This is a genomic window from Acinetobacter sp. WC-323 (genome assembly GCF_000314615.1).
Taxonomy (GTDB): Bacteria; Pseudomonadota; Gammaproteobacteria; order Pseudomonadales; family Moraxellaceae; genus Acinetobacter; species Acinetobacter courvalinii.
On record NZ_AMZS01000030.1, the window covers coordinates 61,910 to 86,255 of the forward strand.

Here is a 24,346-nt window from a genome sequence, read left to right on the forward strand (position 1 = left end):
GATTAGGTCAGATTAGTGACCACCACCATTGATTGCTTTGGTCATGTCTTCCACAACTTTCTTGGCATCACCAAAGATCATCATGGTTTTTTCGTTATAGAACAAGTCATTGTCTAGGCCAGCATAACCTGTCGCCATTGAACGCTTGATAACCATAATAGTACGTGCTTTATGTGCTTCAAGGATCGGCATACCGTAAATTGGTGAGCTTGGATCATCTTTCGCCGCCGGGTTTACTACATCGTTCGCACCAATCACAAGTACCACGTCTGTTGCAGGGAAATCCGAGTTGATCTCATCCATTTCCAAGATGTCTTCATAGGCAACATCTGCTTCTGCCAACAATACGTTCATATGACCAGGCATACGACCTGCCACCGGGTGAATCGCGAAGCGAACTTTTACACCCTGCTCTTTCAGAATTTCACACAACTCTTTCACTGCATTCTGTGCACGACCTTGCGCCATACCATAACCCGGTACAATCACAACGCTGTCTGCATTTGACATCAGGAAGCCTGCGTCATCTGCTGAACCAGAACGGTGGTTACGTTGAACTTGCTCACCTTTGTCTGCTGACGCAACTGCTGCACCACCCATTGCACCACCAAACAATACGTTGATGATTGAACGGTTCATCGCCTTACACATGATGTAAGAAAGAATCGCACCAGAAGAACCCACCAGTGAACCGGCAACAATCAACATATTGTTTTCAAGTGTGAAACCAATACCTGCCGCAGCCCAACCAGAGAATGAGTTCAATAGTGAAACCACAACTGGCATATCACCACCACCAACTGGTGCAATCCATACCCAGCCAAATGCAAGTGCAAGTGCTGTCATTGCCCAGAACGCAGTCATGTTGCCTGTGGTAAAGAAGTAGAAACCACAGGCCAGCATTGCAATAAAGATGATCGCCTGAACCGGTTTAACCCATGCACCAGAGATAGTTTTTGCCCATTTTTTCGCAGCCAATTTACCGTAAGCAAATACAGAAGCGGTAAAGGTGATCGCACCAACGAAGCAGCCTACGAACAATTCAAACAAATGAACTGAACTCATATGTGCATGTTGAACACCCGCAGCCGTTAAAGCAGCTTCATTCTGTGCAAACAATGCAGTGAGCTGGTTGTTATGCAAGATCGCTGCAATCGCAATCAATACCGCAGCCAAACCAACCAAAGAATGCATCAATGCGACAGTTTCAGGCATTTGTGTCATTGGCACGGTTTTCGCACGAGCGATACCCACAACAGCACCTAACACCATTGCACCGCCGATCATCCAGACCACTGGATGTTCAGCAACAAAGAAGGTAGTCACAACCGCAATCGCCATTGCGATCATACCGTAACGGTTACCGGCAATTGCAGTCTTAGGGCCAGACAAACCACGTAAGGTTAAGATAAAGAGGACAGCACCAATTAGGTAGAACCAATCCGCATAGTCTCGAATGAATTCCATCGCTTAGCCCTCTTTTTTCTTTTGCTTCGGCTTGAACATTTCAAGCATACGAGCAGTTACAGCAAAGCCACCGAAAATGTTAATGCTCGCCAAAAACACAGCAATCGCACCAAGCACACTCACCACATTGACACTCTGGAATGCAACATTGGCATCCACACCAATCGCAGGCATCCCCACAGTCTGGATCATCGCGCCCACCACAATAATTGAAGACAACGCGTTGGTTACCGCCATTAAAGGGGTATGCAATGCAGGTGTTACGCCCCACACCACGTAATAACCTACGAAGATGGCAAGGACGAAAATTGTAATCGTTTCAACCATGAGAACTCTCCTTAACCGCGCTTGAGCAGTACTTGACCGCCATGTGCCACAAGTAACGCTTTCTGGATTTCATCTTCCTGATTAATCGCAAAGCCTTTGTCTTTGTCGAATAATGTCTCAAGGAAGTTAAAAACGTTACGCGCATACAATGCCGATGCTTCTGTTGCAACCGTACCTGGAATGTTTGGGATACCCAAAATTTTCACGCCATTTTCAGTTGTAACCGTTTCGCCTTCTTTAGAACCTTCAACGTTACCACCCGTTTCAACAGCCATATCTAAAATGACAGAACCCGGTTTCATTTTGGCAACGGTTTCAGCTTTAATTAAACGCGGCGCATTACGACCTGGAATCAATGCAGTGGTGATTACGATGTCAGCATTTGATACAGCTTTATCGACAATCGCAGCTTGATCTTTGATGTATTGCTCACCCGGCTGCCAACCATAACCGCTTTTCGCAGCTTCAGCAGCACGTTGTTTTTCTTCATCTGACATTGGTACGTCTAGCCATTTGCCGCCTAGAGATTCAACTTGCTCTTTTGCGGTCGGACGTAAGTCTGTTGCTTCCACAACAGCACCTAAACGTTTCGCAGTCGCAATCGCCTGAAGACCAGCAACACCAACACCCATAATCACAACACGGGCAGGTTTTACTGTGCCTGCTGCGGTCATTAACATTGGGAACATACGTTGATATTCAGCCGCTGCTAACAATACAGACTTATAGCCTGCCAAGTTTGCCTGAGAAGAAAGTACGTCCATGTTTTGTGCGCGAGACAGCGTACGTGGAAGTAGTTCCAAAGCAAAAGCAGACACTTGCTGAGCAGCAAACTGGTCTAATTCTGGATTGCGGTAAGGGTCAAACATTGCAACCACAGTCGTATTCGCCGCAAGTTTTTGAATTTCGTCGCCTTTAGGGGCACGTACCTTCAAAATAATTTGGCTACCTGTATATGCATCGTCCGTAATGGTTGCGCCAACTTGTTCATAAGCACTGTCAATATACGCAGCTTTAACACCAGCACCACGTTCAATGACAACGCTATGACCTGCGTTAATCAACTTCTTCACTGTTTCCGGTGTAGCCGCTACACGACTTTCACCAGCGACAGTTTCGGTTGGGATTCCGATCTGCATGAGCGTCCCTCAAGCTAGTTTTTCTTAAGTAAACATCGCCAATAGCAATGTTTCCCCCAGGAGTATTCTTTGTAGAAATTTGGATTCTAATGGAAGTTTTTTAAATTTCCACCCAATATTTATTTAATAAATACCCATATTTTGAACTGATGATTCACATTTATATTGAAAACTTGTATGCTCAGCATGTTTGTCTTTTTGAAAAGCAAAGCTCTCCATTCATATATTCTTAATATGAAATTTTGATCAGTCTCCAAGCGATCCGTTCAGTTTTAATTGCGGTATTCCGTACCAGAAGGTACACCCATACGGCATTTATTCAACAAATTTACTCCTCATCCTTCTCTTGAACAGCCTTGAACCAAGTTCGGTTGATAGTCCTTTGGTTTTTATTGTGGCTATTCAAAAATAATGGGTTGAATCAGCATCATAGACATGCTGCTGGGGAGTGGGATTGGCTTCTCTTGCTTTTCTCTTGGTCGTTTCGGCGACTTCTTTATGAATGTGTCAGCAATACTTGCTGGATGACTTGTGATGAAATGACAAATTCTCTTATCAATAAATCTGAATTGAATTGAGATAAACCCTCAGAAAAACCAAAAAGAAATGTAAAAACTTGAGCAGGCATTTTTTCAAGTGATATTTGTATGGTTTTGTCTAGCAAAAGCCGTATTTTTGCACAATATTGGTGCAAAAATTAAACAGTTCAATGATTCGCTTCATCCTTCTGGTTCAGCAATAATAAAATTTCCTGAAAATGTGCCCCCATCGCCTCTTCTGCGAGACAATCTTCTGGGTTTCTTAATGGACATTGTTGCAAAGACAGGCAGCCACAACCAATACATTGATCTAGTTGTTGACGTAGCTGAAGCAACATCATGATTTGCTGATCGAGTTGTCCCTGCCATTGTTGTGACATGACTTGCCAATCTTTTTTTGTGGCCACTTGCTGCTTCGGCAGGGTTGCAAAACTCTCTTTCATCTGTTGCAAGCTGATCCCGACTTGCTGGGCTGCTTTAATAATCGCAATCCTTCTCAACATCGCCCGTTGATAACGGCGTTGGTTCCCTGCGGTTCGCGTGCCCCAGATCAATTCTCTTTCTTCATAAAAACGGATGGTTGGCACTGAAACACCACTTCTTTTCGCCAGTTCGCCGATACTCAGCCAAGTCTGTAATTGTTGTTTCAAAATCTGCTTGACCTCTAGTTAACTTGAGCTTTGATACTAACATACCACAGCAACAAGAATGAGTTTTAGCCATGAATCAGCCCCATACAGATGCATTTCAATTAATCAACCCCGATGCACTCTATGACCCGCATCACAATGGTTATAGTCATGTCGCGATTGTAAAGCCCAATATGCGGATGATTCATATTGCAGGTCAGGGTGGCGAAAATAAAAATGGCGAGCTGTCAGAATATTTTGACCAACAGGTACAACAAGTCTTCTATAATATTCAGCAGGCTTTAGCTTCAGCCCAGGCCCAGCTGTCAGATATTGCCGTGCTACGTATTCTGGTCGTCAATCATGATGCTGACAAGCTTCAGGCGCTGGTCGCGATCATGCAAGCTTTATGGAACAATCAGGCATTTCCAGCCTGCACCCTGATTCCTGTACCTGCGCTAGCCCTAGAAAACATGCAAGTCGAAATCGAAGCTACCGCTTATACCGCATAAATCAGAACAGAGAATCCTATGTCTATCCCTCAAGAAGATATCAGTCAAAATAAAACTTTACTTTGGTTTATGGCGGCAGCGTGCGGTTTATGTGCGGGCGCCAACTATTATAGCCAACCCTTGATTCATTCGATTCAGCAATATTTTTCGGTGAGCGAAGGTCAGGCAGCCCTAACCGTCACCTTTGCGCAAGTGTCCTATGCACTCGGCCTGTTGTTCATTGTGCCAATGGGCGATGTGGTTAATAAAACCCGATTTATTCCTTTATTGATGGGATTATGTGCTATTGGCTTATTCATCAGTGCCTTTTCAGTAAATTTACCGATGTTGTGGTTGGGCACGGTGATGGCTGGCCTGTTTTCAGTGGCAGCTCAAGTGCTGATTCCGCTGGCCACCATGACGGTAAAACCTGAAAAAACAGGCGAAGTGATTGGCTTTTTGATGAGTGGTTTACTGGTCGGTATCTTGCTTTCAACCAGTCTTGCAGGATTATTTTCCAACCTGTTTCACTGGAAAGTCATTTATGTGGTCAGTGGCATTCTGATGTTGATTCTGGCCTATGCCTTAAAAAGCCGCCTGCCTTATGTCATGCGTATGAAGCTGAATTATGGTCAGGTTTTTGTCTCCATGGCGCAACTGCTGAAGCAAGAAAAGCGTTTGGTGTTGCGCGCACTTGCTGGGGGTTTTGCCTTTGCCGCGGTCAGTATTTTATATTCAACCATCGCCCTGTTGCTGACTTCAGCCCATCATCTACAAGACCTGCTGATTGGTATGGTGCCACTGGTCGGTATTTTTGGGGCGCTTTCTACCCAATATATTGGTAAATATGCAGATCAGGGCTATACCAGCCGACTGACCTGGATCGGTTGTGCCTTATTCATTCTCAGCTGGATATTTTTCTATTTCGGTCAAACGGTTTTAGTGAGCTATATTCTTGGATTTGCATTAATCCAGTTAGCTTTAGCATTAGTCCATACCAGTAACCAGAGTATTATTTTCCGGTTACGCCCCGATGCCAAATCACGGATTAATGCCATTTATATGACCGCCTACTTCACTGGTGGCGCTGGCGGTTCGGCTTTGGGAATTTTTGCCTGGAATCATGGTGGCTGGAGTGCAACCTGTCTGGCAGGCATCAGTCTGGTATTGGCCTGCATGCTATTTAGTTTTATAGATTATGTTGCAACCAAGCGAAACCAGATTGTAACGTCTTGAATCTGGCTGTTTATGCTTAAAAATTGAAGTGATCGGGATCGGCATTGGTGAAATTTTCCTAAAACTCGTATAATGCTGCCCTTTCTTTTCTTGTCCACATCCGAGAGCCGTTTATGCCATCACTAGAATCATTAAAGCCACGTATTTCCGTTGCGCCAATGATGGATTGGACAACAAAAGACTATCGTTTCTTTGCACGCCTGTTTAACCCCAATGTGGTGCTTTATACCGAAATGGTGACGACAGGTGCGATTATTTACGGCGGTGCCAATCGTCATCTCGACTTCAACAAAGAAGAACACCCGATCGTGTTACAGCTGGGTGGTTCAAATCCACAAGAACTCGCGACCTGTAGCAAAATGGCAGAGGATTGGGGTTATGATGAAGTCAACTTGAATGTCGGCTGTCCTAGCGACCGTGTACAAAACAATAAAATTGGTGCTTGCCTGATGGCGGAGCCTCAACTGGTCGCCGAATGTATTCATAGCATGCAAAAAGCCGTATCGATTCCGGTAACGGTAAAACACCGCATCGGGATTGATGATATGCAGTCTTATGAAGAAATGCTGCATTTTGTCGATACTGTCGCAGCAACAGGTTGTACGCATTTTATCGTGCATGCGCGTATTGCGATCTTGCAAGGTTTATCACCAAAAGAAAACCGGGATGTTCCCCCTTTACGTTATGAAGATGTGTATCGTCTGAAACTGGAACGCCCTCACCTGACCATTGAAATCAATGGCGGGATTAAAACCTTTGCAGAAACCCAGCAGCATTTACAGCATGTTGATGGTGTGATGATTGGTCGTGAGGCCTACCATAATCCATATTTATTGGCGGAAATGGGGCAACTCTGGAATCTGGAAGCACCTGATCGTTTTGAGATTATGCAGCAAATGATGCCATATATTCATCAACGCGTTGCAGAAGGCGCTCCATTATCGATTATCACCCGTCATATTTTAGGTCTATTCCAGAACTTGCCGGGCGCACGAAAATGGCGTCAGGCACTCAGTGGCGGCAATGCAAAAACCATCACCGATATTGAAACGGCCATTCAAAATATTCAGGCCGCCATGCAGCGTACCGAAGATTATCTGAAAGAGCATCAAGCCTGAGTGAACCTCCTAAAAACGTGACATACTTCACACTGTGAAATATGATTTTACAAATCTGAAATTTTTTATTGTGTGTCACATAACTTGCTTATAATTAAGTAAATCTTCAATAAATATTGATTAAGAATTCATTATAAATTCGAAAATTCGTTATATTATTACATTACATTTTGGTTTTTTTGAGATTTATCGCTTACCATGTGCCGCGTAATAGATTCTGGCACACGTTCAGTTGTTTTGAAAATGCGGTAGAGATTCACAATGATTTATGATGTACCTTCAGTTGATCACAGTATGATTCACCCCCCTGCTCAGCAGGTGGTTATTCCTTATCGAGAAATGCCGAAGGCGCCATCAGTACCAGCAATTGATGTGAGTAAATTCTCGCAAAAACTGGCTAAACGCGCGTCTTATCGCAGCTCATCTCAATGTGCCAAATTTGTCAGAATCGCTTTACAGTCTGCAGGTGCCAATATCGTACAACACCCTGTTGCCGCTTCGGACTGGGGACGCACCTTACAACAGATCGGTTATCAGCAGATTAGCCCTGAGTTTAACAATCCTCAGCCAGGTGATATTTATATTATTCACCGCACCAAAAAGCATCGTTACGGTCACATTGCCGGCTTTACCGGTTCACAGTGGGTCTCTGATTTTAAACAGAGCAGCTATGACGTTTATAAAGATCCCAATGTCACTTACAGCTATTACCGCTTAGCACCGCAATATCCACAAGCATAATCAATCTAATAAGAATTTAAGTCCTGATTTTATCCAGCTTCTTCAGGACTTCCGCAACGGCAACCATCGCAAAACTTGACGTCACCACTACGGCTGAACCATAGCCTCCACAACGTAGACCCGCACTTGGACATACCTCTGCACTCGAAAATGGATTATCGATCGAATAAACACAAGTGATGCCAAATTTCTCTTTTGGCTTTTTGCAAATGCCCATGGAACGAAGTTGGGTACGCAACTTTGCCAACATTGGGTCTTGCTCAGTCTTGGATAAGTCTGCGACACGGATTTTCAGCGGATCCAGCTTACCGCCTGCACCGCCGGAAACAATCAAGGGAATCTTGTTAAAGCGACAATGCAACATCAAGGCAAGCTTGGCTTTGACGTCATCAATACAATCTAAAATGAGGGTCGGCACCGGATTAAGGATTTCTTTGACATTTTCGGGTGTGAGATAGTCATCAATCACATTCACTTTCATGCGTGGATTAATTTGACGGCAACGTTCAGCCATCACTTCAATTTTCTCTTGTCCCAGTGTCGAACTCATTGCAGGCAATTGACGGTTGATGTTTGATGCCGCAACCACATCCATATCCACCAAGGTGAGTTCGCCAATCCCTGTACGTGCCAGTGCTTCCACGGCCCAACTACCCACACCACCAATGCCGATGACCATGACATGGCTTTGCTCGTAATGGGCAAAGGCATCTTCTCCATAAATTTTGGCCACACCAGCAAAACGGCGGTCATATTCATCATTTACAGGTATATCAGTCATATCAGCAGTGATCTATACAGTTCAGCAAAGCGTTATTTTAACGTGTTTTAGTCGGTTTGGGTGAGGAAGATAAACCACCTGTTATCGATTAGCTGCGTCGGCTGAGCACAATAAATATGACAAAAATAGCGGCACTCAACACTAAAGCCAGCAGGTTGGCATTCATCCAGCCCAGTTGGGTCAAAATCGGTGCTGGCAAGAATGCACCCAAGGTGGCGCACAAGGCAATCATGGTTTCATTCAGCCCTTGTACGCGATGCTTTTGCTGTTCGTTTAATCCAGCCAGTAAAGTCGAAGCACCTGAATAGGCGAAGTTCCAGCCCACACCCAGCACAATTAATGCAACATTCATATAAATTCCCTTTTGACCGAGCATCGGAATCAAAGAGGACAACATCAGTAAAATAAAACCCGTATAAATCGTGCGATTGATTCCCCAGCGCTGGATCAGCTTCGACACAAAGAACGAAGGAATAAACATGGCCAGAACATGCAACTGGATCGAGATTGAGGCGTAATGAAAGCTATGATGTTGCTTTAACTGTAAGGAAGACATAATCATCATGACATTCATCACATAATAGGCAAATGCACCACTGATCATGGCAGCAGCAATCAGGTTGACCGGGAGTTTGGCGCGCGGTATTAAATCAGTTACCCCCTGCTGGGCTTGTTGTAATTTAAACTTGCGATTCCAGAGATATAAAATGGGTGATAGCAACAGCGCCAGCACACTGAAAATACAATAGATCGCGGTAAAATCAGGTAAGCCTTGTAGCTGTTGAAACTGAATTGCCAACATTGGTGCAATCACAGCCGCAACCACACCGCCCGAAATCACCATCGCCGTCGCCTTTGGAATTAAATCTGGCGCCAGACGATCCGAAGCTGCAAAACGGTAAAAGTTAGCTGTGGAAATGAATAAACCCAGCGAAAAATGACTGAGACACAATAGATCAAACTGTTCGCGTTGTAAGGCCAGATAGCCCAGTACGCCCGCGAAGAAAAGACAAATGCATCCAAACTGGAATACGATATGTCGACCCAGTTTTTTCATCAGAAATGAAAAGATAAACGTCGTCAGTAACATGGCCAGAAATTGCAAGCCATAGGGTATGGTCGCCAAGGCCTGCGTGGGCGCAAGTTTTAAACCGACAATGGCTGAAACTGTGACCGACAATACTGCTGCAACTAAATTAAATGCTTGGGCAACCAATAAATAATAAACATATCGCGGTAACTGGTTCAAAACCATCTTCCTGAATGATTGAATACCAACACCTTAATCCTAAACAGCTCAAATTTAAATAAAAAAGATAAAGAACCACCTTCATCTTTTTCAACAATTTACTGGGAGATATAACCACACTCAAGAAAGTCTTAATACCAACAATTGGCAGCCCAAATAGATTTAATTTAAAAGAGATCACTCCACCATTTAAAACAAATTTCTCATGTATTTTGAGTAACTACATCGCAAATAAAGGCTGAGTTTAATAAGGAGTATTGTATGATAAAAAAATAATTGATTCGAAAATATGATTATGGATAAACAAGATCAACAGGACATTATCTTATGTATTCCAGGTATCTGGCAAAATCATTCAGCCTTATTACAGGCGCTATTGACCCATGACACAGGCTATATTTATGCAGGACTAATCATTAAAGCATTAGCCAGTGATTATTTTGCTGAAATTGAAGAGCATAAAAACGATCCTAGTGTAAGTCAGGTATTTAGGCAGCAGAGTATGGATCGTTTTTCAGAACAAGAACTACAACAAATCGAGCAACATCAGATGGTGGTTTATGTGATTTGCAAAGCCGGATCAATAGCCTTAGCACAACAAGCACTGTTACTGGGTCAAGCACTACTCAAAGCCGGTGGATTAGCCATTAAAGTTGAAACGTCTGGAGTGACTCATCTTCGAGCAGACTGGCTGAACTTTGATGCAGAGAATCTATTTGATTTATATAAAGCATTTATTCCCACTGTTTTCGATCAGGACTCACTTTATTCTTGTGGTATGCATCAATTTGGTAAAGCTGACGGCTGTATCAACTTAAAAGTAGAACATGCCTCCTATGTCTTGAATCAGTTTTTACTCTATTTACTGATAGAGAATCCAACCCTGTTAGAGAATCAAACTTTTTCTGTAGAAGAAGGCGCAGAAGTATTAAAACTTCACAAAAAACAATCGAGTGATTTTTTCGAGGAAGACTCACTATATTTTAATCGTTGGGGTGTTTGGTCGTTGAAGCCGAGCTTTAGCCTAAAGAAGTTATTTAGATTTAGCTAAATTCTGAAATGAAAAAGCCCTGTAAATGCACAGGGCTCACTTCAATTAAGCAGCAATCAAATTGCGTAAAACATAATGCAGAATACCGCCTGCCTTAAAGTATTCCACTTCATTCAAGGTATCGATTCGACATAGCACCTTAAATTTGGCCTGACTACCATCTTTCCGAACGACCTCAACATCCAGTGTCTGGTGCGGTTGAATATCATCGGACAAGCCATGGATAGAAATGGTTTCATGCCCAGTTAAGTTCAGGGATTGACGCGTTTGCCCATCCACAAACTGCAATGGCAACACGCCCATCCCCACCAGATTCGAGCGATGGATCCGTTCAAAACTTTCGGCAATTACGGCTTTGACACCCAGTAAGTTAGTTCCCTTGGCAGCCCAGTCGCGTGATGAGCCAGTCCCATATTCCTTACCTGCAATAATCACCAATGGTGTGTGCTGTTGCTGATAACGCATGGCGGCATCGTAAATCGACATTTTTTCGCCTGTCGGAATATACAGGGTATTACCACCCTCTTCACCACCCAGCATCTCGTTTTTAATGCGGATATTGGCAAAGGTACCGCGCATCATCACTTCGTGGTTACCACGTCGCGATCCATAGGAATTAAAGTCTTTTGGTTCAACGCCCTGATCCTGTAAATAACGCCCGGCAGGACTGTCTTTCTTGATATTACCCGCAGGTGAAATATGATCGGTGGTGACCGAGTCTCCCAGTACCGCCAGAATATTGGCCTGTTCAATATTAGCGATGGCTTTCGGCGGCTGGTTAATCTCCTCAAAAAATGGCGGATGGCGAATATAAGTGGAATTATTTTGCCAAGCATAAGTCTGGCTCTGTGGAATCTGAATCGCTTGCCAGGTCGCATCGCCATCAAACACCGCAGCATATTCCTTATGGAACATCTCGGTATTCACTTTCTGTAGCACGGCATCAATTTCGGACTGGCTTGGCCAGATATCTTTTAAGTAAACATCCTGTCCGTCTTTGCCTTGCCCAATCGGTTGCATGGTTAAGTCAGTCCGGATGTTGCCGGTTAAACCATAGGCCACGACCAGCGGTGGTGATGCCAGCCAATTGGTTTTCACCAGTGGATGCACACGCCCTTCAAAGTTACGGTTACCTGACAGTACCGATGCCACATTTAAGTCATGACACTGAATGGCGGCTTCAATCGGGTCAGGCAACGGCCCCGAGTTACCGATACAGGTGGTACACCCATAACCCACCAGGTTATAACCCAATTGATCCAGATAAGGGGTTAAACCTGCTGCTGCCAGATAATCGGTTACTACTTTAGAGCCGGGTGCCAGTGAGCTTTTAACCCAGGGTTTACGCTGCAAGCCTTTCTCGATTGCTTTTTTGGCCAGCAAACCCGCAGCCAGCATCACGCTTGGGTTAGAGGTATTGGTACACGAGGTAATCGCAGAAATGACGACATCACCATCATTTAAAGGATAAGATTTTCCATCAATGGTACAAGACGGCTGTTCATGCCCTAGATTGGCTTTCTGTGCCTCTACCGCCGTACCGCCGCCACCTTCATTTTCCAGACGTTCTTTGGCTTCTTTCGCTGGTTTTAGTGTCAGTTCCATCAGGGCATTAAAGGTTTTCGGTACATCGGACAGTAATACACGATCTTGCGGACGTTTTGGTCCAGCCAGACTGGCTTGTACCGTGCTCATATCCAGACTCAGAGTATCAGTGAAAACCGGTTCATCTCCGGCATTACGCCATAGGCCCTGTGCCTTGCTATAGGCCTCAACCAGATCAATGCGTTGTTGTTGACGGCCTGTCAGGGCTAAATAGCCGAGTGTAACTTCATCAATCGGGAAGAAACCGCAGGTCGCGCCATACTCTGGCGCCATATTGGCAATGGTGGCACGGTCCGCCAAAGGCAAATCGGCCAGACCATCGCCATAGAACTCTACAAATTTACCCACTACGCCTTTTTGACGTAGCATCTGGGTAATGGTCAACACCAGATCGGTTGCAGTAATGCCTTCGTTCAGTTTGCCGGTTAATTTGAAACCGATCACTTCCGGAATCAACATCGATACCGGTTGCCCCAGCATGGCCGCTTCGGCCTCAATCCCGCCAACGCCCCAACCAAGCACACCTAATCCGTTAATCATGGTGGTATGCGAATCTGTGCCGACCAAGGTATCTGGAAACGCAAAATCCAGCCCTTCATCTTCTCCTAGCCACACCGCTTGTGCCAGATATTCCAGATTAACCTGATGACAAATTCCAGTGCCCGGAGGTACCACGCTAAAGTTATTAAACGCAGACTGCCCCCAACGCAGGAATTGATAACGCTCACCGTTACGTTGCATCTCAATTTCGACATTCTCGGCAAAAGCCTGATCATTGGCGAAATGATCCACCATCACCGAATGGTCAATAACCAGATCCACCGGGGAAAGCGGATTAATCCGGTTTGGATCCCCCCCGGCCTGCGCCATGGCTGCACGCATGGCAGCCAGATCGACTACCGCAGGTACACCGGTGAAATCCTGCATCAATACCCGGGCAGGACGATATTGAATTTCCTGATCTGAACGTTTGCTTTTCTGCCAGTCCACCAGCGCCTGAATATGCTCGACTTTTACACTTTTTCCATCTTCAAAGCGCAGTAAATTTTCTAGCAAAACCTTGAGTGACTTGGGTAGGCGGTCAATATTACCCAGTGTCTGTGCTGCTTGCGGAAGGTTAAAAATTTGATAAGATTTAGAACCGACGGTAAGTGTTTGTAATGCATTGAAACTATTGATTTTGCTATATCTGGCCATCAGGTTACCCTCCCAGTATTGGCTGATTGTTTATTATGAAGTTCTCTGTTTAATGTAACCCTGTTTGGAAATGGATGTGTTCCCTTTTAGTTACCTTATTTTTAACGGGATTATGGTTGTTATCCGAGATGCAAGGCTGCACATGAGTTTTGCCACAATTGCCTGGCAAGCTGTGCTTGGGGCAGCTCAAGTATTTGCGCCAAGCTGTCTAACACATAAGGTAAATTGACAGGCGTATTGCGGGTCCGATGTTCGGTTGAAGTCTGACAGCACAACGGCGTCATATCTGGGCAATCGGTTTCAATCACCAGATGTTCGGGACCAATGGCATGCACCACCTGATGCAGTTTTTTGGCATTTGGATTGGTAATTTGTCCGGTGATGCCGATTTTAAAGCCCAGCTTGATCATGGCTTTGGCTTCCTCAACACCGCCACTGAAAGCGTGGGCAATCCCGCCTAACTTGAATTTTTGCGCCTTTAAAACCGCAATGGTTTCAGCATGTGCTTTACGGATATGCAACAGCACCGGTTTTTGATATTGCTTGGCAAGTTGTAATTGCTCAATAAAATAATGCTGCTGTTTGGCAAACAGTTCTGGCTGTTTATGCTGTTTTAAAAAGGTATCCAGACCAATTTCACCGACTGCTACACAATCAAGCTGCTGCAACACCTGTTCTAAATCCTGTAAATGTTCTGGCTGATGCTGTTCGATATAAAAGGGATGTAAACCGGGCGCCAGATAAGACTGCGGTACATGCTCCCAGCCTTGTAATTGCTGATGGGTCTGAATCAGCTCATCGAATCGTGATTGCAGAAACCCGATTAATACCAATGCCTCGACCCCCACCCGTTTGGCCTGCACAGCCAGCTGTTGCCGATCATGATCAAAATCGGCAACATCAAAATGGGTATGGGTATCGAACAGTTGCATCAGCGCTTACTTGTTCTCATTTGCGACAGGTGTAGAGGCAGCCGGCGCGTCCACTTTTGGCAAATATTCAGGTTTCAATACCCCTTGTAATTCACTAAATGGAATCACCAGACGCGGCAAACCGACCACATACGGGCCAATATCATATTCACCATATTGCAGGATCAAGCCCTGTTCGCCCAATAAGAAATTATCTGTCACCTGAAATGGCCAAGCCTGTTCGTATTCCTTAGGATCTGTGGCCAGTTTTGAATCCACAATCCAGGTTTTAAATGCGTCATGAGCCAGCTTGTCCAAGGTCGCTTTCTGTTTTGGCAATAACAGATCCTGCAACTGTACCTGTTTCTGATTTGCCAGATCAAAGTTGTAATAACGCTGCGAAGTTGCGCCATGCGCCCCACCTAAATAACTGCTGCTATTCAGGACTACGGTTGCCAGTTTACCTTTCGGCTGCAAGATCTTCGGCTTGATCATTAAGCTGATCTGGTGGCTGCTACTTAACGCTTTTAACTCTTCATCAATTTTGACAAATGAATCAGCATATAACTGTGCCTGACTGTCCAGATCGGATTTCGCCCCAGTGCTTTTTGCGGTTGAAGCAGCCGGTGCATCCGCATCGACCACCTCAAGCATTTTGCCAAGCTGTTCAAGAATTTGCTGATCAAGCAACTGATCGATAAACGGGAAATTACTTTGCAAACGCTCAACCGTAAAGTCAGGACAGGTATTGCCCTTACATTCAGGGAGTTTTACCGGAATCTTAACCGTTTCGCCTTGTAAAACCGGTTCAGCCTGCTGTTGTACCGCAGGTGGATCTTGCGGCTTATCCTGTGATTGTTTTGGCTCCGATTTAGGCTGGCAGGCTGCAAGCAAAACAGCACATGCAAGAACGCTATATTTATAAAATGTTTTCATCTGAGACCTATAAGCATTGTTATTACACAAGATTTTTAAATGCTATCGAAGTTAATGCAAAACTGCTAGAAGCACATGCAATTTCTATACGAAATTTAAAAAAGTCAATCTAAAGAATCAAAACATCTGCTGATAAATCTCAGCTTGCAGCATCTGCCGAGTCTGTTCAGTGGTTAAATAAATATCCAGTTGCGGGGCATCTTTACTGATTTCATTGGCCCGATAATGTAAACCGATACCCTCACCATCAAAGAACCAGTCCGCCTGCCCCCAATACAGTTTTTTCGGTACCTGTTTTTTCACTTCTGCCGATTGTTTTGCAATCCATTGTTGATAATGCGCCTGCACAATATCATTTAAGGCATTTTGCTGATTTTTCTGGATCACATCCAGCACGCTCAGACTCTTTTGCAACTTGCGATCTGCCACAAAGAAATAGAAGCGATCTTTCACCGCAAGATCTTCTTGCTGGGCATTAACTCCCACCTGTAACAGCACATATTGATTGCGCTGTGAAGCAATCCGGGTATTCAGATGCAGTTCATAGGCCTTATTTTTAGAATACTTGTCCTGCCACTCATCTGACTTTTTCACATAGGCATTAATGGCCTGTTGCAGCGTCAGGTTTTTATCCAGTTCAATTTGCTGCTGGATCACCTTGGACTGATTTTTTGCAATCCATGCATTTAGCCATTCATCCTGCGTTTTTACCGTCTGGATATCGACATCAATACAGTTTTTCTTTTCACAAAATGGCAAGGCATAGTCCGCCTTGGCCTCTTTCATATTTAAGTACGGCAGCACTTCAGCTTTTTCAACTGGTACCGCAGCCGGTTTACTTTCGGCGGTATCGGCTTTATTTTTATCTGGATGATCACATGCGGTTAAAGCCATCACTCCAATCAAGACACTGACAGCAAAAAGTGGTTTTAAAGCATTCATTTCATCATCCTTTTATTTTAATCCCTCCCAACCTCCCTTTATAAAAAGGGAGGAGTATCACGAATTAAATATTTTTAGGACTCGTGATAAAGTCCCTCTTTCATAAAGAGGGATTTAGGGAGATTCTAATGTTCTCGTGTGTTACGGAACTGGATATCTGGCCAGCGTTCTTGCATCAACTGCAAGTTAACACGGCTTGGCGCCAGATAAGTTAAGTGACCGCCACCATCAACTGAAAGCTGATCATGTGCCTTCTTCTTAAACTCATTCAGGATTTTGTCATCATCACAGTGAATCCAGCGCACCGTATGAACACTCACCGGCTCATAAATACAGTCCACCTTATATTCTTCTTTTAAGCGATAGGCCACCACATCAAACTGTAACACACCGACTGCACCGACAATCAGGTCATTACTGATTTGTGGCATGAATACCTGAGTTGCCCCTTCTTCAGATAACTCTTTCAAACCTTTTTGCAATTGCTTCGATTTCAAAGGATCTTTCAAGCGTACACGGCGGAACATTTCCGGTGCGAAGTGTGGAATACCGGTAAAGTGCAAGCTTTCACCGCTGGTAAAGGTATCACCAATCTGGATAGTACCGTGGTTGTGCAAACCAATGATATCCCCCGGCCAAGCTTCTTCCAGATGCTCACGCTCACCCGCAAGGAACGTCAATGCATCACTGATACGCACGTCTTTACCGATACGTACATGATTCATTTTCAGGCCTTTTTCATATTTACCTGAGCAAATACGCATGAAAGCAATCCGGTCACGGTGTTTCGGGTCCATGTTGGCCTGAATCTTAAACACAAAGCCAGTGAAACCTTCTTCTTTGGCTTCAACCATACGTTCTTGAGTTGGATGTGCTTTCGGTTCTGGTGCCCAGTTAATAAAGGTATCCAGAACATGGTCCACGGCAAAGTTACCCAATGCGGTACCAAACAGAACAGGAGTTTGCTTGCCTTGCAAGAATAATTCACGGTCCAGTGGTTCATTGGCCATCTGCACCAGCTCAAGGGATTCTTCAAAAGAAGCCCATGCCAACTCACCCACTTTTTCACGGATATCCGGATGATCATAACCATCACGAACATCGATATCGGTAATGGTTGAACCAAAACCAGCTTTATAAACATAAAGCTTGTCTTCTAGCAGGTTATAGACACCCGCAAAGTCACGTCCCATCCCCAAAGGCCAGGTGATCGGTACGCAACGGATGTTCAGGACACTTTCAATTTCATCCAGCAATTCCAATGGCTCACGGATTTCACGGTCCATTTTGTTGACGAATGAAATGATTGGCGTGTCGCGCATACGACACACTTCCATCAATTTAATGGTTCGTTCTTCGACACCTTTGGCGCCATCGATCACCATAAGTGCCGAGTCAACTGCCGTCAAGGTACGATAGGTATCTTCCGAGAAGTCTTCATGTCCCGGTGTATCCAGCAGGTTGATGGTGTGCTTTTTATAAGGGAATTGCATCACTGAGGTGGTAATCGAAATGCCACGCTCTTTTTCCATTTCCATCCAGTCGGATGTAGCAGAACGGTCAGACTTACGGCTTTTTACCATCCCCGCAACCTGAATGGCCTTCCCCCATAACAGCAGTTTCTCTGTCATGGTGGTCTTACCCGCATCGGGGTGGGAAATGATCGCAAATGTGCGTCGTTGGGCAACCTGTGCCGCTAATTCATCTTTAAACATGCGAAAAATCTACAATTTTGTGCACCCCTCTGTATCTGCAAATGGAGATAGAGGCAGAGAGCGTGCGAAAGAATTTAAAATTGGCGCAATTGTAGCAGATTTAAAGAAAATATTGATTGATTGTTGAAAGGCTGCCCGCTAAACAGGAGCAGTTGTATCCGCAGTTTCCAGAACCGGTTGATCTTGCATCATCGCCAGCATCTGCAACCGCTCTCCCCCAGTTCATCATTTTAACTTTTCGGCATGCTCAGATCTCGCTCAACAACACATGTTGAGTGGGAATTACTGCGGCTAAAGTCAATGAGAGAAATTCACGAAATTCATCTATAATTAAAGGCTTATAAGTTCAATAAAATAGATACCACACAATATGGCTCAAAAACTATTCACGCTTGTGACCCTGACCAGTTTAACTGCCTGTTCAACGCTTCCGCCTCAATATACATACCACCCCGTGCTTCAGGATAAAATTATTGCGATTGGAAAAATGGCCACCCCAACCCAGCAGCAGATTGTTTTTGCTGGAGAACGTTATACCTACATCGCGGATCAGGGCGGTGCTACTGTCTTTAATATCATTCAGCATACGCGTCCTGAGCGACGCTCCTTGATGAATCAACTACCAATACAATTTGAAATGCTGTCTGATACCCAGTTTAAAAGCACCTTAAGACTTCGTTATAATCAACCCATCGGCCTGCTACCAGCCAGTGAATATCAGCAATTAAAGGCCTTGGGCTTTACCCAAACCACCACTCACTGTACTTCGGCATTAGTTCCAATTGAAAACTGTGAATATCCTTTAGCATCGATTGATCTTTCTGGGCAAATCTATCAACAGGTTGCCAATCAACAAGCCATTCCCTATCAATTAAAACAGCCCTATCCAATTTCCATCGTGAAAAAAGTGGAACAACATCATCAGGGCAATTTCAAGAAGAAAGCCAAAGATGTCGCCACAGGGGTCGCGATTGTGCCTTTGGCGATCGTTGGTGCGGTGATTTATGTGCCGGTTGTCTTAGGCGCGACGCTACTGTCAGGGGGAAAATTAGAATGGCATTAAGAGGCGCTTGCTCAGGTCTAATTGCAGCCATAAAAATGATGCGTGGCATTGCATTGCCCTACGCTGCAACTGTCTTGTAAAGAACAGACTTGAACAATGCCGACAATCAATGTGATTCTGAGTGTTTAAACCAGTTTTTCCATGAACTGGTATAGCGGGTTTCAATTGAAATCGCAGGGATCAGTTTACTTCTCAACACCTCGGTTTGATCTAGGCGCTTCGCCAGTCGGGCTTTGACCGAATGGATACACTCTCGGTCACCAAACTCGCACCGGTCTAAACTTGTCCCGCCACAGGGACCATTGGCAAGCCCTTTGGGACAGGTTTCAGGGCAGATATACAGCGTGTCATCCAGACGGCAGTGCCCACAACTTTCACAGCCCACCAGTGGATGTTTGCTCCAATGTTCCATTTTCAATAAAAGCTGATCAGGCCGAGCTTTATTCCAGAAATTGGCTTTAAAAATAAAACGCCCAATCCCGAGCGCCGCATGAGATGCAAAAAAAAGCTGATGCATTAAATGCATTTGCTTATATTTAAAAATCTGGGCTGGTGGGACAGGTTTTGAAAAAGTGGCCAGCTCAGGTTTAAGTTCAAGTCCTGAATCCATTTTCCACAGGTCTTTCCAGGCTTTTTCACAGGCTGCTAAAGACCAGCTTTCATATTGCTTTAAAAACTGTTCCAGTTTTTGTTGTTCTTGTGGCTTATGACAAGCTGATAAATGCACTCCAACAAAACCGAGATGTTTACAGATCAGGATCTGCAACGCACAACGCGCATAGACATTTGCTTCCGCCTGAACAGGATCAGCCTCGTATTCACTTTTCAGGACATGCACAATATGCGCTGGAATCACCAGTCCGGCGACCTGATGTTTCAGCATAAATTGCGCGCGTTTTAAGCTCAGCGGCATGACGCAGGCAATTAAAGGGAATTGTTTATAATGCTGAGAGATAAAGGATTGGCTGTGCTGAAGACAATCCAGATCAAATCCAAGCTGGGTAATCAGAAAGTCTGCGCCTGCTTTGATCTTTTTATGCAGTTTCAGATATTGGGCATCCCGCTCAGCCTCAGTATATTTAAATGGATTAAAAGCCACGCCGATATTAAACAGATGCCGTTGTTTGGCTGCCATCACAGCATTCACAGACTCGAGATAACGAGTCCGTTGCGCCGGAATCTCCCGGCCAAAATTATGATTCTTCAGTTTATCGCCGCTTAGTAAAAGCAGGTTGTGATATCCACGCTGCTCGGCCTGATCGAGAAAGTGTTCAAATTCTTGAATATCCCGACCTTTACCTGAAAAATGCAAAAGTTTTTCAACCTCAGGCGCGTATTTTTGTGCCAACTCTAATGGTGCAGGGTCTTCATCGCTATGCACACGATCAGCCAACGTCATCATGGCTGGATAGCCAGCCAGGCTTGAGGGAACTGCGGGCGTATCACGGTTAGAACATAGATATTCCACCAGAATACAGAATTGCTTCTGCTCTAAGCACTGAGAAAATAAAGACATAATGAAAAAATTTAAAAAGGGAGAATTCTGGGCCGTAGCGCAGACCTGAAATTATAAGGGATATACCTTGAAAGTAAACCGGAGGAAAGTTTTACGATTTCTGAGGTCGTGAAATGGCCGTGAGAGCGCATAAAAATTGCAAACATGAATTTCACTCACTTTTCAGTGAAACAAAATCATTTTTATTCATGTCATGTTTCAAGTATAAATTACTGCATGCTCTTCACACGAGACAATCTGAGGATTGATTCTGATGAAGCCACTTTGGCAAATAACAGAATCGACTGAAAAATCCGATTGACTGGGAGACTCCAAAAAAATTGGAACATCCGGAAAGGGCAACGAAGCAATAAGGTTTTATCTCAGAATTTAGGGTATCAGATCATCATGAGCAAAGAGTTTACATTTACGATTAAGCGCATTAGTTTCGATGAAAACTATCAGCCCTCAGACAATACGCGAATTACCACCAACTTTGCCAATTTGGCCAGAGGTGAAAGTCGTCAAGAGAATCTGCGCAATACCTTAAAAATGATTAACAACCGTTTTAATAGTCTGGCGCATTGGGATAACCCGACAGCAGACCGTTATTCTGTCGAACTTGAAATCATTTCGGTTGATATTGATGTTGAAGGTAAAGGTGAGACCTTCCCGACCATTGAAATCCTGAAAACCAATATTGTGGATCATAAGAATAATCAACGCTTTGACGGTATTGTCGGAAACAATTTTTCCTCATATGTGCGCGATTATGATTTTAGTGTGTTACTGCTGGAACATAATAAAGACAAAGCGCAATTTAGCCTTCCAGAAAACTATGGTGAATTGCACGGGAAAATCTTTAAATCATTCCTGGACTCAAATACCTATAACAGTAACTTCCATAAATCGCCGGTGATTTGCCTCAGCGTTTCCAGCAGCAAGACTTATCATCAAACTGCAAATCAGCATCCGGTGCTGGGCGTGGAATATCAGCAGGATGAATATTCGTTAACAGATCAGTATTTCGAGAAAATGGGCTTAAAAGTTCGCTATTTCATGCCGCCAAATAGCGTGGCGCCGTTGGCCTTTTACCATCGCGGTGATCTGCTGGATGATTATACTGACCTGGAACTGATCGGCACGATTAGTACCATGGAAACCTTCCAGAAAATCTACCGCCCAGAGATTTATAACGCGAATTCAGTCGCAGGAAAAACCTACCAGCCAAGCTTGAAGCATCAGGACTATTCATTAACTCGTATTGTTTATGACCGGGAAGAGCGCAGCCAGTTGGCGATTAAACAAGGCAAATTTACTGAAGAACAGTTCATTAAGCCTTACCACACGATTCTTCAGCAATGGGCTGCAAATTAATTTTTTAATTCACCTAGATAAACAAGATTATTGATTATGAAACGATTATTACCGACTTCAACTGCTGGCAGCTTACCAAAACCGTCTTGGCTGGCCGAACCTGAAAAACTCTGGTCACCTTGGAAGTTGCAAGATCAGCAGTTAATTGAAGGCAAACAGGATGCATTGCGCCTGTCCTTACAAGAACAACGCCATGCCGGTATTGATATCGTCAGCGATGGTGAACAGACCCGCCAGCATTTTGTCACCACCTTTATTGAACATCTGGACGGCGTCGATTTTGAAAAACGTGAGACCGTGCGTATCCGTAACCGCTATGATGCAAGTGTGCCATCAGTGGTCGGTGCCGTATCTCGTCAAAAGCCGGTGTTTGTGGAAGATGCCAAGTTTTTACGTCAGCAAACCAGTCAGCCAATCAAATGGGCACTGCCTGGCCCGATGACCATGATTGATACACTTTATGATGGTCATTACAAAAGCCGCGAAAAGCTGGCGTGGGAATTCGCTAAAATCCTGAATCAGGAAGCACGAGAACTCGAAGCTGCCGGTGTTGATATTATTCAGTTTGATGAGCCTGCATTTAATGTGTTCTTTGATGAAGTAAATGACTGGGGCGTGGCAACTTTAGAGCGTGCACTGGAAGGGCTGAAATGTGAAACCGCAGTTCACATTTGCTATGGTTATGGCATCAAAGCCAATACCGACTGGAAAAAGACATTGGGTTCAGAGTGGCGCCAATACGAAGAAGCGTTTCCAAAGCTACAACAATCTAAAATCGACATCATCTCACTCGAATGTCAGAACTCTCGTGTGCCTATGGATCTGATTGAACTGATTCGTGGCAAGAAAGTGATGGTGGGTGCAATTGACGTTGCCACCAATCAGATCGAAACACCTGAGCAAGTTGCAGATACCCTGCGTAAAGCGCTTCAGTTTGTCGATGCAGACAAGCTCTACCCTTCAACCAACTGTGGTATGGCGCCGTTATCACGTCAGGTGGCCACAGGCAAACTGCATGCTTTAAGTGCAGGTGCAGACATTGTTCGCAGAGAACTCTCCGCTTAATATTTACCGAACTTTGGATCGATAAGGGCTGCAACAGGTAGCCCTTGCTCTATTCAGACAGCTCGGATTTGATTTGGGAGTATCGTGATGATTGAAGCGACAGACTTTAGAAACGCAATGTCTTTATTAACCAGTGCCGTTAGTGTCATCACCACGGCTGGCTTGACGGGTCGTTATGGCTTTACGGCCTCTGCCGTATGTAGCGTGACCGATACGCCACCGACCTTACTGGTCTGTATGAATCAGGCATCCAGTTCCCATGTCCATTTTGTAGAAAATAAAGTATTAAGCGTGAATGTGTTAAGCGCGCAACATCAGCATATTTCTACAGCATTTTCATCCCGCTTAAGTCCGGAAGAAAGATTTAAACATGGCGTCTGGACAGAGTTAGAAACCGGTGCTCCGGTATTAAAAGATGCACTGGTCAATTTTGATTGTGAGATTGAACAAGTTCAGGCCGTGGGAACCCATACCATTTTCATTTGCCGCATCGTCGCCATTCAGCAAGGCCAGCATGAGCACAGTCTGGTTTATTTTAATCGTGCTTATCATCACGTCGGGCAGACAGAAATCGCCTAACTCACACAACAGTCCATGATCTCTTTTGCACGATTCGAAATCTATTCCAGACATGCATCGCAACAACTCAAATGATTGGCTGTGGCCTTTGTGGATATCGCTTCACTTATCCACAATTGAGGTACTCCCAAAATTGAATCACACATCTTCTTGTTTGAAAATTTCCTTTACTCAACTCGAGAACCATCAGTCCATTGCAATGACTTTAGCTTCCTGAATGATTCAGTTAGGATGAAGAGGGTTTCGCAACCTCACACTTTCCGTTGCATGCTTAAAAGAGTAAAAATATGTCACAACAAGATTTTGAAAATGGATTAAAAGTTCGTACCGAAGTCATGGGCGAATCATTTGTAAAACGTGCACAGGACAATACTGTTCCTTTTACGCAACCGTTGCAAGACTGGATTAATGAGCATGCCTGGGGATCGACCTGGCAACGCGAAGGTGTATTGCCCCGTAAATATCGCTCGCTGGTCACGATCGCCTTCCTGACCGCACTGAAAAGTCCAACCGAACTGAAAGGACATATTCGCGGTGCGTTAAACAATGGCGCCAGTGTCGAGGAAATACAGGAGGTGTTATTACATAGCCTGCCTTATTGCGGCGCACCCGCCACTCAGGAAGCCTTTCGGGCAGCACTTGAAGTGATTAATGAATATCAGACTTCACAATAACAAATAAGAACAAGCTCGC

The 24,346-nt window shown here is 44.5% G+C and carries 22 protein-coding genes; 10 read left to right on the plus strand and 12 right to left on the minus strand.

Going from position 1 to position 24,346, the window contains the following annotated elements:
• Window positions 1-12: 12 nt before the first annotated feature.
• The 4 genes from ACINWC323_RS14115 to soxR all read right to left on the minus strand — a co-directional run bounded on the left by ACINWC323_RS14115 (window position 13) and on the right by soxR (window position 4,125).
• Complete coding sequence (locus ACINWC323_RS14115; RefSeq protein WP_009509823.1) at window positions 13-1,467, minus strand: NAD(P)(+) transhydrogenase (Re/Si-specific) subunit beta; 1,455 nt, start codon at window positions 1,465-1,467, stop codon at window positions 13-15.
• A gap of 3 nt (window positions 1,468-1,470) precedes the next feature.
• Window positions 1,471-1,794 (minus strand): proton-translocating transhydrogenase family protein, encoded by a 324-nt coding sequence (locus ACINWC323_RS14110; RefSeq protein ID WP_004774657.1) that lies wholly within the window; start codon window positions 1,792-1,794, stop codon window positions 1,471-1,473.
• An 11-nt stretch (window positions 1,795-1,805) separates the two neighbouring features.
• Window positions 1,806-2,933 carry a Re/Si-specific NAD(P)(+) transhydrogenase subunit alpha gene (locus ACINWC323_RS14105; RefSeq protein ID WP_005228719.1) on the minus strand — a complete coding sequence of 376 codons (1,128 nt, stop codon included), beginning with the start codon at window positions 2,931-2,933 and terminating at the stop codon, window positions 1,806-1,808.
• Between the two features lie 706 nt (window positions 2,934-3,639).
• Complete coding sequence (gene soxR / locus ACINWC323_RS14100) at window positions 3,640-4,125, minus strand: redox-sensitive transcriptional activator SoxR (protein WP_155758127.1); 486 nt, start codon at window positions 4,123-4,125, stop codon at window positions 3,640-3,642.
• A 68-nt stretch (window positions 4,126-4,193) separates the two neighbouring features.
• On the opposite strand from soxR, the gene ACINWC323_RS14095 reads away from it, so the two are divergent.
• The 4 genes from ACINWC323_RS14095 to ACINWC323_RS14080 all read left to right on the plus strand — a co-directional run bounded on the left by ACINWC323_RS14095 (window position 4,194) and on the right by ACINWC323_RS14080 (window position 7,687).
• Window positions 4,194-4,613 (plus strand): RidA family protein, encoded by a 420-nt coding sequence (locus ACINWC323_RS14095; RefSeq protein WP_009509864.1) that lies wholly within the window; start codon window positions 4,194-4,196, stop codon window positions 4,611-4,613.
• A gap of 18 nt (window positions 4,614-4,631) precedes the next feature.
• A complete protein-coding gene (locus tag ACINWC323_RS14090) occupies window positions 4,632-5,828 on the plus strand; it encodes an MFS transporter (protein WP_009509810.1) in 1,197 nt (398 codons plus the stop codon).
• A gap of 113 nt (window positions 5,829-5,941) precedes the next feature.
• Window positions 5,942-6,946, plus strand: a complete 1,005-nt coding sequence (dusA, locus tag ACINWC323_RS14085) for a tRNA dihydrouridine(20/20a) synthase DusA (protein ID WP_009509863.1) — start codon at window positions 5,942-5,944, stop codon at window positions 6,944-6,946.
• A 261-nt stretch (window positions 6,947-7,207) separates the two neighbouring features.
• The gene (locus tag ACINWC323_RS14080) at window positions 7,208-7,687 is read left to right on the plus strand and encodes a CHAP domain-containing protein (RefSeq protein ID WP_009509821.1); all 480 of its coding nucleotides are present in this window, start codon (window positions 7,208-7,210) and stop codon (window positions 7,685-7,687) included.
• Window positions 7,688-7,703: 16 nt separating this feature from the next.
• On the opposite strand, the gene ACINWC323_RS14075 is transcribed toward ACINWC323_RS14080, so the two are convergent.
• Both ACINWC323_RS14075 and ACINWC323_RS14070 read right to left on the minus strand, forming a co-directional pair.
• A complete protein-coding gene (locus ACINWC323_RS14075) occupies window positions 7,704-8,468 on the minus strand; it encodes a tRNA threonylcarbamoyladenosine dehydratase (RefSeq protein ID WP_009509795.1) in 765 nt (254 codons plus the stop codon).
• A gap of 88 nt (window positions 8,469-8,556) precedes the next feature.
• Window positions 8,557-9,723 (minus strand): MFS transporter, encoded by a 1,167-nt coding sequence (locus ACINWC323_RS14070; RefSeq protein ID WP_032881184.1) that lies wholly within the window; start codon window positions 9,721-9,723, stop codon window positions 8,557-8,559.
• Window positions 9,724-10,006: 283 nt separating this feature from the next.
• On the opposite strand from ACINWC323_RS14070, the gene ACINWC323_RS14065 reads away from it, so the two are divergent.
• Window positions 10,007-10,768: a hypothetical protein gene (locus tag ACINWC323_RS14065; protein ID WP_009509799.1), complete on the plus strand. Its 762-nt coding sequence runs from the start codon at window positions 10,007-10,009 to the stop codon at window positions 10,766-10,768.
• A 45-nt stretch (window positions 10,769-10,813) separates the two neighbouring features.
• Here the strand turns inward: ACINWC323_RS14065 and acnA are convergent, their stop codons facing one another.
• The 5 genes from acnA to ACINWC323_RS14040 all read right to left on the minus strand — a co-directional run bounded on the left by acnA (window position 10,814) and on the right by ACINWC323_RS14040 (window position 18,074).
• A complete protein-coding gene (acnA, locus tag ACINWC323_RS14060) occupies window positions 10,814-13,570 on the minus strand; it encodes an aconitate hydratase AcnA (RefSeq protein WP_009509804.1) in 2,757 nt (918 codons plus the stop codon).
• A gap of 119 nt (window positions 13,571-13,689) precedes the next feature.
• On the minus strand, window positions 13,690-14,502 hold the full coding sequence (locus tag ACINWC323_RS14055) for a TatD family hydrolase (protein ID WP_009509789.1): 813 nt from the start codon (window positions 14,500-14,502) through the stop codon (window positions 13,690-13,692).
• A 6-nt stretch (window positions 14,503-14,508) separates the two neighbouring features.
• Window positions 14,509-15,417: an RsiV family protein gene (locus ACINWC323_RS14050; protein WP_009509792.1), complete on the minus strand. Its 909-nt coding sequence runs from the start codon at window positions 15,415-15,417 to the stop codon at window positions 14,509-14,511.
• A gap of 117 nt (window positions 15,418-15,534) precedes the next feature.
• Window positions 15,535-16,359, minus strand: coding sequence for a hypothetical protein (locus ACINWC323_RS14045; protein ID WP_009509797.1), 825 nt, complete (start codon window positions 16,357-16,359; stop codon window positions 15,535-15,537).
• A gap of 125 nt (window positions 16,360-16,484) precedes the next feature.
• Window positions 16,485-18,074 carry a peptide chain release factor 3 gene (locus ACINWC323_RS14040; protein ID WP_005283326.1) on the minus strand — a complete coding sequence of 530 codons (1,590 nt, stop codon included), beginning with the start codon at window positions 18,072-18,074 and terminating at the stop codon, window positions 16,485-16,487.
• A gap of 370 nt (window positions 18,075-18,444) precedes the next feature.
• On the opposite strand from ACINWC323_RS14040, the gene ACINWC323_RS14035 reads away from it, so the two are divergent.
• Entirely contained in the window at window positions 18,445-19,137 is a 693-nt protein-coding gene (locus tag ACINWC323_RS14035; protein ID WP_009509858.1) for a YidX family protein, read from the plus strand.
• Between the two features lie 106 nt (window positions 19,138-19,243).
• On the opposite strand, the gene ACINWC323_RS14030 is transcribed toward ACINWC323_RS14035, so the two are convergent.
• On the minus strand, window positions 19,244-20,653 hold the full coding sequence (locus ACINWC323_RS14030) for a methylenetetrahydrofolate reductase C-terminal domain-containing protein (RefSeq protein ID WP_009509770.1): 1,410 nt from the start codon (window positions 20,651-20,653) through the stop codon (window positions 19,244-19,246).
• A 387-nt stretch (window positions 20,654-21,040) separates the two neighbouring features.
• Here ACINWC323_RS14030 and ACINWC323_RS14025 point away from each other — a divergent pair, with 387 nt between their 5' ends.
• The 4 genes from ACINWC323_RS14025 (at window position 21,041) to ACINWC323_RS14010 (ending at window position 24,327) form a co-directional block, all read left to right on the plus strand.
• Window positions 21,041-22,009: a DUF1852 domain-containing protein gene (locus tag ACINWC323_RS14025; protein ID WP_005228639.1), complete on the plus strand. Its 969-nt coding sequence runs from the start codon at window positions 21,041-21,043 to the stop codon at window positions 22,007-22,009.
• Between the two features lie 36 nt (window positions 22,010-22,045).
• Entirely contained in the window at window positions 22,046-23,074 is a 1,029-nt protein-coding gene (locus ACINWC323_RS14020) for a methionine synthase (RefSeq protein ID WP_009509868.1), read from the plus strand.
• Window positions 23,075-23,161: 87 nt separating this feature from the next.
• The gene (locus ACINWC323_RS14015; RefSeq protein ID WP_009509767.1) at window positions 23,162-23,653 is read left to right on the plus strand and encodes a flavin reductase; all 492 of its coding nucleotides are present in this window, start codon (window positions 23,162-23,164) and stop codon (window positions 23,651-23,653) included.
• Between the two features lie 287 nt (window positions 23,654-23,940).
• Complete coding sequence (locus ACINWC323_RS14010; protein WP_009509781.1) at window positions 23,941-24,327, plus strand: carboxymuconolactone decarboxylase family protein; 387 nt, start codon at window positions 23,941-23,943, stop codon at window positions 24,325-24,327.
• Window positions 24,328-24,346 lie beyond the last annotated feature (19 nt).

Coding starts and splice junctions, on each gene's coding strand:
- ACINWC323_RS14115 (WP_009509823.1), bottom strand. CDS start 1,467: ATGGAATTCATTCGAGACTATGCGGATTGGTTCTACCTAATTGGTGCT.
- ACINWC323_RS14110 (WP_004774657.1), bottom strand. CDS start 1,794: ATGGTTGAAACGATTACAATTTTCGTCCTTGCCATCTTCGTAGGTTAT.
- ACINWC323_RS14105 (WP_005228719.1), bottom strand. CDS start 2,933: ATGCAGATCGGAATCCCAACCGAAACTGTCGCTGGTGAAAGTCGTGTA.
- ACINWC323_RS14095 (WP_009509864.1), top strand. CDS start 4,194: ATGAATCAGCCCCATACAGATGCATTTCAATTAATCAACCCCGATGCA.
- ACINWC323_RS14090 (WP_009509810.1), top strand. CDS start 4,632: ATGTCTATCCCTCAAGAAGATATCAGTCAAAATAAAACTTTACTTTGG.
- dusA (WP_009509863.1), top strand. CDS start 5,942: ATGCCATCACTAGAATCATTAAAGCCACGTATTTCCGTTGCGCCAATG.
- ACINWC323_RS14080 (WP_009509821.1), top strand. CDS start 7,208: ATGATTTATGATGTACCTTCAGTTGATCACAGTATGATTCACCCCCCT.
- ACINWC323_RS14075 (WP_009509795.1), bottom strand. CDS start 8,468: ATGACTGATATACCTGTAAATGATGAATATGACCGCCGTTTTGCTGGT.
- ACINWC323_RS14070 (WP_032881184.1), bottom strand. CDS start 9,723: ATGGTTTTGAACCAGTTACCGCGATATGTTTATTATTTATTGGTTGCC.
- ACINWC323_RS14065 (WP_009509799.1), top strand. CDS start 10,007: ATGATTATGGATAAACAAGATCAACAGGACATTATCTTATGTATTCCA.
- acnA (WP_009509804.1), bottom strand. CDS start 13,570: ATGGCCAGATATAGCAAAATCAATAGTTTCAATGCATTACAAACACTT.
- ACINWC323_RS14055 (WP_009509789.1), bottom strand. CDS start 14,502: ATGCAACTGTTCGATACCCATACCCATTTTGATGTTGCCGATTTTGAT.
- ACINWC323_RS14050 (WP_009509792.1), bottom strand. CDS start 15,417: ATGAAAACATTTTATAAATATAGCGTTCTTGCATGTGCTGTTTTGCTT.
- ACINWC323_RS14045 (WP_009509797.1), bottom strand. CDS start 16,359: ATGAATGCTTTAAAACCACTTTTTGCTGTCAGTGTCTTGATTGGAGTG.
- ACINWC323_RS14040 (WP_005283326.1), bottom strand. CDS start 18,074: ATGTTTAAAGATGAATTAGCGGCACAGGTTGCCCAACGACGCACATTT.
- ACINWC323_RS14035 (WP_009509858.1), top strand. CDS start 18,445: ATGGCTCAAAAACTATTCACGCTTGTGACCCTGACCAGTTTAACTGCC.
- ACINWC323_RS14030 (WP_009509770.1), bottom strand. CDS start 20,653: ATGTCTTTATTTTCTCAGTGCTTAGAGCAGAAGCAATTCTGTATTCTG.
- ACINWC323_RS14025 (WP_005228639.1), top strand. CDS start 21,041: ATGAGCAAAGAGTTTACATTTACGATTAAGCGCATTAGTTTCGATGAA.
- ACINWC323_RS14020 (WP_009509868.1), top strand. CDS start 22,046: ATGAAACGATTATTACCGACTTCAACTGCTGGCAGCTTACCAAAACCG.
- ACINWC323_RS14015 (WP_009509767.1), top strand. CDS start 23,162: ATGATTGAAGCGACAGACTTTAGAAACGCAATGTCTTTATTAACCAGT.
- ACINWC323_RS14010 (WP_009509781.1), top strand. CDS start 23,941: ATGTCACAACAAGATTTTGAAAATGGATTAAAAGTTCGTACCGAAGTC.